The sequence below is a fragment of the Pseudomonas sp. MF08817 genome (genome assembly GCF_059862705.1).
In genome coordinates this window covers 1-574 of record NZ_JCBCUY010000110.1, presented here as the reverse complement: position 1 = coordinate 574, position 574 = coordinate 1, and the positions used below count along the sequence as shown (strand labels likewise).

The window sequence follows — 574 nt, the reverse complement described above, 5'->3', positions numbered from 1 at the left end:
GCGCCGTTTTTCAGGGTCACGGTGAGGTCATGGTCGAGTTTTTGGCTGACCGAAACGGTGAATTTCTGGACCTGGTTCTCGAACACAGGACCGTCGCCCGCGATGCTCACGGTGACCTTGTCGCCTTCGCCGGTTGGCTGATCGGTAACGGTAGTGGTGTGCTCTTTCGGATCGAGGGTCAGTTTCTCGAAATCGTCTGCGCCATCAACACCGACGAGTTTGTTAACCAGCGAAGGTTGGCCGCCGGTGAACACGTCGTTGGTGGTTTGGACGACCGCAGTACCGGTGGTTTCGCCGGCCTTAACAGAGATTTTGGTGCCGTCGCTCAGGGTGAACGTCAGCGGACCATGGCTCTCCATCGGCAGGCCGGCTTTGTTGGTCAGCGTGACGGTGTAAGTCACGTCGCCGCCTTCGGTGACAGTGGTTTTGTCCACGGTCAGGGTGGCAACCACTTCGGTTTCGGTGTCGTTCACGACTACCGAGGCATCACCGCCGATCACCAGGTTCTCGAAGGATTTGCCGTCCACGGTGGCGGTGTCGATGCCCATTGGCACGGTTTCGCCGTCTTTGTAGA

The 574-nt window shown here is 58.5% G+C and carries 1 protein-coding gene; it reads right to left on the bottom strand.

The window, feature by feature from the left end; all coding sequences use genetic code 11:
* Positions 1 to 574: immunoglobulin-like domain-containing protein (locus tag AC19YR_RS24820; protein WP_500600448.1), on the bottom strand; the 574-nt coding region annotated here is incomplete at both ends.